The 6,489-nt window shown below is 65.2% G+C and carries 7 protein-coding genes and 1 pseudogene; 4 read left to right on the plus strand and 4 right to left on the minus strand.

From position 1 onward, the window contains the following. Together CGX12_RS18475 and gpmM are read right to left on the minus strand one after the other, a co-directional pair. Positions 1-789, minus strand: a pseudogene (locus CGX12_RS18475) (murein hydrolase activator EnvC); the annotation flags it as partial. A 37-nt stretch (positions 790-826) separates the two neighbouring features. Next, the gene (gene gpmM / locus CGX12_RS18480) at positions 827-2,359 is read right to left on the minus strand and encodes a 2,3-bisphosphoglycerate-independent phosphoglycerate mutase (protein ID WP_094041344.1); all 1,533 of its coding nucleotides are present in this window, start codon (positions 2,357-2,359) and stop codon (positions 827-829) included. Positions 2,360-2,587: 228 nt separating this feature from the next. Here gpmM and CGX12_RS18485 point away from each other — a divergent pair, with 228 nt between their 5' ends. The 3 genes from CGX12_RS18485 to gpsA are packed head-to-tail and all read left to right on the plus strand — an operon-like array spanning position 2,588 to position 4,542. Then, positions 2,588-3,016 (plus strand): rhodanese-like domain-containing protein, encoded by a 429-nt coding sequence (locus CGX12_RS18485; protein WP_094041346.1) that lies wholly within the window; start codon positions 2,588-2,590, stop codon positions 3,014-3,016. Between the two features lie 36 nt (positions 3,017-3,052). Then, positions 3,053-3,535, plus strand: coding sequence for a protein-export chaperone SecB (secB, locus tag CGX12_RS18490; protein WP_094041348.1), 483 nt, complete (start codon positions 3,053-3,055; stop codon positions 3,533-3,535). Next, positions 3,535-4,542 carry an NAD(P)H-dependent glycerol-3-phosphate dehydrogenase gene (gene gpsA, locus CGX12_RS18495; protein ID WP_094041349.1) on the plus strand — a complete coding sequence of 336 codons (1,008 nt, stop codon included), beginning with the start codon at positions 3,535-3,537 and terminating at the stop codon, positions 4,540-4,542. Before secB ends, gpsA begins: the two co-directional genes overlap by 1 nt. Before the next feature lie 323 nt (positions 4,543-4,865). Here gpsA and nfuA read toward each other — a convergent pair whose 3' ends face one another. Together nfuA and CGX12_RS18505 are read right to left on the minus strand one after the other, a co-directional pair. Then, on the minus strand, positions 4,866-5,444 hold the full coding sequence (gene nfuA / locus CGX12_RS18500) for a Fe-S biogenesis protein NfuA (protein ID WP_094041351.1): 579 nt from the start codon (positions 5,442-5,444) through the stop codon (positions 4,866-4,868). Between the two features lie 71 nt (positions 5,445-5,515). Next, entirely contained in the window at positions 5,516-6,211 is a 696-nt protein-coding gene (locus CGX12_RS18505; RefSeq protein ID WP_094041352.1) for a ComF family protein, read from the minus strand. A gap of 28 nt (positions 6,212-6,239) precedes the next feature. Here CGX12_RS18505 and CGX12_RS18510 point away from each other — a divergent pair. Beyond that, positions 6,240-6,489: alpha/beta fold hydrolase (locus CGX12_RS18510; RefSeq protein WP_142995697.1), on the plus strand; the 250-nt coding region annotated here is incomplete at its 3' end.

The raw sequence follows: 6,489 nt of genomic DNA on the forward strand, positions 1-6,489 counted from the left end.
TGTCTGCGCCCGTTCCTGCTCCGCGCGCTCGGCCCGCTCCCGGGCCAGGCGTTCGCGCTCCAGCCGTTCCCGCTCCGCCTTTTCCCGGGCGGCCTGCTCGCGGGCCGCCCTTTCCTGGGCGGCCTTGATCTGCTGCTCCAGCTGGTTGGCGGCCTGCTGCAGGCTGGTCAGGCGCTGGTTGCCCTGCTCCAGGTTGGCGTTGAGCTTCTTGGCGGTGTCGTTGCGCTTGGCCTGCTGCGCCTCGAGTTTCTGCTGCTCGCCCTGCTGTCGGGCCAGCAGCTGGTTGAGCTGGTTGCGGCTCTGCTCCGCCTGGCGGCGGTTGTCGGCCAACTGCTCCCGGGTGCGGGCCAGCTCCTTGAGGGCCTCGGCCCGGGCCTGGTTGAGGTGGGCGTAGTAGTGCAGCAGCCGATCGATGTCGGTGCTGTCCTGGCCGTTGAGCAGTAATTTCAGGTAATCGTGACGGCCATTCTGGTAGGCGGCCCTGAGCTGCTCCGCCAGCAGCTGTTGCTGGTGCTCGGACTGCCGGTTGAGTTCCCCGTGCTCCCGGTCCAGGCGGGCCAGGTTGACCTCGAGCTCGGTCAGCCGGTTGCGGGTCTGGTTCAGCTCCCGCGCCTGGGCGGAGATGGCCTTTTCGTCCCTGGCGAGCTGCTGTTGCAGCTCCTTCAGCTGTTTTTGCTGCTGCTGGACATCCTGCCGCTGGCTGGCGATCTGCCCCTGCACCTTCTTGAGTTCGGCGCCGTCATCCGCCCAAGCAAAAGCACCGGCCATCAGGCCGGTGCTAAGCAACATTGAAACAATCAGTCTGTGCCAGCCCATAGGGCCCTGATTATTTCAGAACCATCAGAGGCTTGCCAGTCATTTGCTCGGGGATTTGCATGCCCATCAGGCTCAGCATGGTGGGGGCCAGATCCGACAGCTTGCCGCCCGCCACCGGGGTGGCGTCGCGGCCGACGTAGATCAGCGGTACCGGCAGGTTGGTGTGGGCGGTGTGGATCTCGCCGGTCTCGGGGTTGACCATCTGCTCGGCGTTGCCGTGGTCGGCGGTGATCAGACATTCGCCCCCCACCTTCTCCAGGGCGGCGACCACCCGGCCGATGGAACGGTCGACCGCTTCGCAGGCCTTGACCGCCGCCTCGAACACCCCGGTGTGACCGACCATGTCGCCGTTGGGGTAGTTACAGATGATGACGTCGAACGCCCCGCTTTCGATGGCCTCGACCAGCTTGTCGGTGAGCTGCTCGGAGTTCATTTCCGGCTGCAGGTCGTAGGTGGCGACCTTGGGGCTCGGGATAAGCTCGCGCTGCTCGCCCGGAAAGCAGTCCTCGATGCCGCCGTTGAAGAAGAAGGTGACGTGGGCGTACTTCTCGGTTTCGGAAATGCGCAGCTGGGTCTTGTCGTGCTTGGCCAGCCACTCGCCCAGGGTATTGACCAGTTGCTCGGGCGGGTAGGCGCAGCTGGTGTGGATGTCGGCGGCGTACTCGGTGAGCATCACGAAGTCGCTTAAGCTCGGGCGGGCGTCGCGCTCGAAGCCGGTGAAGTCCTCATCCACAAAGGCGCGGGTGATTTCACGGGCGCGGTCGGCGCGGAAGTTCATGAAGATGACGGCGTCGCCGTCCTGCATGGCGACCGGCTCACCCACTACTGTGGCCTTGACGAATTCGTCGTTCTCTTCCCGGGCATAGGCGGCCTGCAGGGCGTCCACGCCGGAGGCATACTGGAACTCGGCCTTGCCCTGGGTCAGCAGGTCGTAGGCGCTCTGCACCCGATCCCAGCGGTTGTCGCGGTCCATGGCGAAGTAGCGGCCGACGAGGGAGGCCAGGCGGCCCTTGCCCAGTTCGGCGAAGAGGGCCTCGAAGCGCTCGATGGAGCCCTGGGCGGAGCGGGGAGCCACGTCGCGGCCGTCGAGGAAGGCATGTAAGTAAATTTCATCGGCCCCGCGCTCGGCGGCCAGTTTGATCATGGCCGCGATCTGGTCTTCGTGACTGTGCACGCCGCCCGGTGACAGCAGGCCCATGATGTGCACCGCCCGGCCCCTGGCCTTGGCACCGTCCACCGCCTGGGTCAGCACCGGGTTGGTGAAGAAGTCACCGTCGGCGATGGCCTTGTCGATACGGGTCAGGTCCTGGTAGACGATGCGGCCGGCGCCGATGTTGACGTGGCCCACTTCGGAGTTGCCCATCTGGCCGTCGGGCAGGCCGACGTCGTGGCCGGAGGTGGAGATCAGCACCGAGGGGCGGTTCTTCATCAGATCGTCCATCACAGGGGTGCGGGCGCTGTGGATGGCGTTGTGTTCGGTCTTTTCGCTGTAACCCCAGCCGTCGAGGATGATCAGAACCAGGGGCTTTTTGGTCGAGTTCATAGTGTAACCCTATGTTGTTATTTGAAAGTAGAAGTTAAGAAAGCTGAAACTGTCTGTCATATTACTACAATTGCCGATTTAGTCACCAGCCGCGGGCCAGGGGTATTTCCGATGGGCGGCGCAGACCTCGCCTATCGATGGCCGCTATCGGGGCCGGGCTGCTGTTATTTGCCGATACCCCATGTATACTCGGGCTTTTCCGCATTTTGATCCGAAAGAAGTAACAGCATGCAAGAGTATCTCGATTTTGCCGCCAATCATCCCTTGCTGACCATGGCCTGGCTGGGCCTGGCGTCGGCGGTGGTGTACATGACCGTCGCCTCCAGGTTGAGCAAGGTGCAGGTGGTGGCTTCCCAGCAGGCGGTGCTGCTTATCAACAAGCAGGACGCCGCCGTGGTGGACGTTCGCTCCGCCGAGGAGTTCCGCAAGGGCCATATCGCCGGCGCCATCAACGCGCCAGCCAGCCAGCTCAAGGCCAACAATCTGAACCTGATCGAAAAGTTCAAGGACAAGCCCCTGGTGCTGGTGTGCGAAACCGGCATGACCACCGGCGGCGTCGGCCGTGTGCTGACCAAGGCCGGCTTCAAGCAGGTCTACGCCTTGCGCGGCGGCATGACCGACTGGCGCAGCCAGAACCTGCCGGTGACCAAGCGTTAATTTCTTCAAACCGCATACACTATAAGGACATCTTCAATGGCTGAAGCAGCAAACGGTGCCGCCAACCAGGCCCAGCAACAGGTTGAATTCCAGATCCAGCGCATCTATCTGAAGGACCTGTCCTTCGAGGCGCCGGGCACTCCCCTGGTGTTCCAGAAGGAGTGGAAGCCCGAGGTCAAGCTGGATCTGGACACCAAGAGCGCCCGCCTGGGCGACAACGTGTTCGAGGTGGTGTTGACCCTGACCGTCACCTGTAAGATGGGTGAAGCGGACACCGTCTACCTGTGCGAAATCCAGCAGGCCGGCGTCTTCACCATCGGCAACATGCCCGAGCCGCAACTGGCCCATTGCCTGGGTTCCTTCTGCCCCAATATCCTGTTCCCCTATGCCCGTGAAACCGTGGCCAGCCTGGTTAACAAGGGCTCCTTCCCGCAGCTGAACCTGGCGCCGGTGAACTTCGACGCCCTGTTTGCCGCCCATGTGCAGCGCGCCCAGCAGCAACAGCAGGCGGATGCCTGATGACCCAGGATGCCGCCGCCATCTCGGTTCTGGGTGCCGGCTCCTACGGTACGGCGCTGGCCATCGCCCTGGCCCGTAACGGCCACCGCACCCTGCTGTGGGGCCACAGGCCCGAGCAGGTGGCGACCCTGGCCGCCGATCGCTGCAACAAGGTGTTCCTGCCCGATGCTCCCTTTCCCGCCAGCCTTGAGCCCGAGGCCAGCCTGGAGCGGGCGGTGCGGGCCAGCCGCGACCTGCTGATCGTGGTGCCGAGCCATGTGTTCGCGGACCTGCTCCGGCAGCTCAAGCCCTTCCTGCGGCCCGACAGCCGCATCGCCTGGGCCACCAAGGGCCTGGATCCGGCCAGCGGCAACCTGTTGCAGCAGGTGGCGCGGGAAATACTGGGCGAGCAGATCCCGCTGGCGGTGCTGTCCGGCCCCACCTTCGCCAAGGAGCTGGCCATGGGCCTGCCCACCGCCATCTCCCTCGGTTCCACCGACGCCGGCTTCGCCAGGGAACTGGCGGACCTGCTGCATTGCGGCCGCTCCTTCCGGGTCTATCTCAACGACGACATGGTGGGACTGCAGCTGGGCGGGGCGGTCAAGAACGTCATCGCCATCGGCGCCGGCCTGGCCGATGGCCTGGGCTTTGGCGCCAACGCCCGCACCGCGCTCATCACCCGCGGCCTGGTGGAGCTGCAGCGCCTGGGGGTGGCCCTGGGTGCCGAGCAGGAGACCTTTATGGGAATGGCGGGGCTGGGGGATCTGGTGCTCACCTGCACCGACAACCAGTCCCGCAACCGCCGCTTCGGCCTGGCCCTGGGCCAGGGCAAGAGCGTGGACACCGCCATGGCCGAGATCGGCCAGGTGGTGGAAGGCTACCGCAACGCCGCCGAGGTGCACCAGCTGGCCGCCCGCCACGGGGTGGAAATGCCCATCTGCGAGCAGGTCTACCAGGTGTTGTACCAGGGCAAGAACGCCCGGGAAGCGGCCCTGGCCCTGCTGGGGCGGGATCGCAAGGCGGAGTGACGCTGCTTGGGCCGGAAGCTTGAAGCTTGAAGCTGGAAGAGGACATTGGGGGAAAATTAAGGCCACTTCTGCCTTTTTTGGTTCGGTGACAAACCTCCAAACTGATTCCAACCGGTCACGTCGATGCCAAAACAGGCGGACAAAGGGAACGGCTCCGCCGACCGTCACCTGTCATGGACGGCAGGTGCGAGCCTACATGGATGTACTTGCGGCGTGTCGGCGGAGTTGGCCCTTTGGCAGGTCTTGCCGGTATCATCAGGCCTTATCGACAAACAAAAGGGGAGCCATCGAGGCTCCCCTTTGTATTGATTGCGGTCGGCGGCTCAGTAGTAGGAGTGCTCGCCGCGCTGGTGTTCGGTGGCGTCGCGCACCCCGGTCAGCTCGCCCGGGAACAGCTCGAGCAGCTGCTTCTCGATGCCTTCCTTCAGGGTGACGTCGACCATGGAGCAGCCGTTGCAGCCGCCGCCGAACTGCAGTATGGCCAGACCGTCGGGGGTGATCTCGGTCAGCACCACCTTGCCGCCGTGGCTGGCCAGCCCCGGGTTGATCTGGGACTGCAGCACGTATTCCACCCGATCCGCCAGGGGGGCGTTGTCCGGCACCTTGGCCATCTTGGCATTGGGCGCCTTCAGGGTGAGCTGGGAGCCCATCTGGTCGCTGACGAAGTCGATTTCGGCCGCGTCCAGGAAAGGCGCGCTTTGCTGATCAACGATGGCCTCGAAGCCCTCGAACGGCAGGTGCATATCGTCCGGATCCACGGCGTCGGGCGGGCAATAGGAAACACCGCACTCGGCATTGGGGGTGCCCGGGTTGACCACAAACACCCGGATATTGGTGCCTTCCGGCTGTTGCGACAGCAGTTTGCGGAAGTGGCCCTGGGCGGTCTCGGAAATCGTAATCATCGCTATCCTCGTAAACCTGACTAAACAACTCAACTTTTATCATACCCTTGTTGTTGTCGCTTGAATAGCCGTCAGTGCTCGAGAGTGCGGCACGGCGCCCACACTTCGACCCGCTCCACCCCGGCGGCGTGCAGCAGCCGGGTCAGCTCCGCCATGGTGGCGCCGGTGGTGATGACATCGTCGAGCAGTGCCACATGGCGATAGTTCATGGCACCGAGTGCGAAGGCGCCGCGCAGGTTGCGCCGGCGCTGGCGGCGATTGAGATGGGTCTGGGCGGCGGTGGCGCGCCCCCGGCGCAGGACCCGGTTGTCGCCGGGGATGGCGAGCCTGTCCGCCAGGCCGCGGGCGATTTCCCCCGCCTGGTTGTAGCCCCGGCGCAACTGGCGCCACCAGTGCAGGGGCACCGGCAGTATCGCCTCGGGCCAGGGCGGCTCCACCGCCTCGGCCAGCAACTGGCCCAACAGGCGGCCGTTGAGGGCCCTGTGCTGATACTTGAGGTCGTGGACAAGGCGGGTGTAGGGCGGAACGAAATCGGCCAGCACCCGCAGTCGCTGCCAGGGCGGCGGCCGGCGCTGGCAGCGGCCGCAGTGGGCGTCCTCCACCGCCAGGGGAAAGGCACAGCGCGGGCAGGGGCGCTCCAGCCGGGGCAATTCATCGCGGCACTGGCGGCAGATCAGGGGCTGCCCGGTGCAGTTCTGCCGGCATAGCAGGCACTGGCCCCACCAGAGCGGGCCGGATTGTAAGCGGGCGGTCAGACGTCTTATCATGGGGCGGTATCGATAACGGGTGTCTGCGATGAGTGTATATGTAGAACGACGGGGCCGGGGGCCGGATCTGGTGCTGCTGCACGGCTGGGGCATGAACGGCGCCGTTTGGCAGGGGCTGGCCGAGTTGCTGGAGGCCGATTTCCGGCTGCATCTGGTGGACCTGCCGGGGTTCGGCCACAGCCCGGCGCTGCCGGCCTCGGCGGGGCTGGACGACTGGGCCGGTGCCGTGCTCGGCGCCGCCCCGTCCCGGGCGGCCTGGCTGGGCTGGTCCCTGGGAG

The sequence above is a fragment of the Zobellella denitrificans genome (genome assembly GCF_002237365.1).
GTDB classification, from domain to species: Bacteria; Pseudomonadota; Gammaproteobacteria; order Enterobacterales; family Aeromonadaceae; genus Oceanimonas; species Oceanimonas denitrificans.